General features: G+C 64.7%; 1 pseudogene. It reads left to right on the top strand.

The features are described 5' to 3' along the window. Window positions 1-726: pseudogene (locus OQK_RS01230) on the top strand (mechanosensitive channel MscK); the annotation flags it as partial.

Below are 726 nucleotides of genomic sequence, written 5' to 3'. Positions count from 1 at the left end.
GACAGCCAGTGGCACACGCCGCAGGCGATTCTGATCAACATCCTGTTGGCGATGCCGGTGGCGCTGGGTCTGGCGCTGTGCGGCCTGGCCCTGCAGATCGACGCGCGCGGGCAGAACGCCAACATGGGTGCGGCGCTGTTGCAGATGGGCCAGGCCTGGCTGGTGTTCTACACCGCGTACCGGATTCTTGCGCCGGGTGGCGTGGCGGAATTGCACTTTCGCTGGGAGAAGCCGCAGGTCGAGTTCCTTCAGGGCTGGGTGCGTCGATTGGGCCTTGTGGTCATGGCGCTGGTGGCCGTGGTGGCCGTCGCCGAGTTGCAACCAGCGGCGCTGGCTGATGACGTGCTCGGCATGCCGGTGGTGCTGACCTGCTACGCCTTGATGGCGTGGCTGCTCAGTCGCCTGCTGATCAGCAGCCCGACGCACCAGAACGCTTCGCTGTTCCGCAAAGCCGTCGGAGTGATGTTCACCCTGCTGCCGATCGCCCTGTTTGTCGCGGTGTGCTTCGGCTACTACTACACCGCGCTGAAACTCAGCGACCGTTTGATCAACACCCTGTACCTGCTGATGTTCTGGCTGGTGATCGAGGCCACTTTCGTACGGGGCCTGAGCGTTGCCGCGCGGCGTCTGGCTTATCAGCGCGCGCTGGCCAAGCGGCAGGCGGCGAAAGAGGCCGGCGACGGCGAAGCGGTGATCGAAGAGCCGACGCTGGACATTGAAAAGGTC

This window comes from Pseudomonas sp. R62 (assembly GCF_000257605.1).
Lineage (GTDB): Bacteria > Pseudomonadota > Gammaproteobacteria > Pseudomonadales > Pseudomonadaceae > Aquipseudomonas > Aquipseudomonas atacamensis.
Note: the sequence above shows the minus strand (reverse complement) of the source record. Positions and strands in the feature narration are given on the sequence as shown.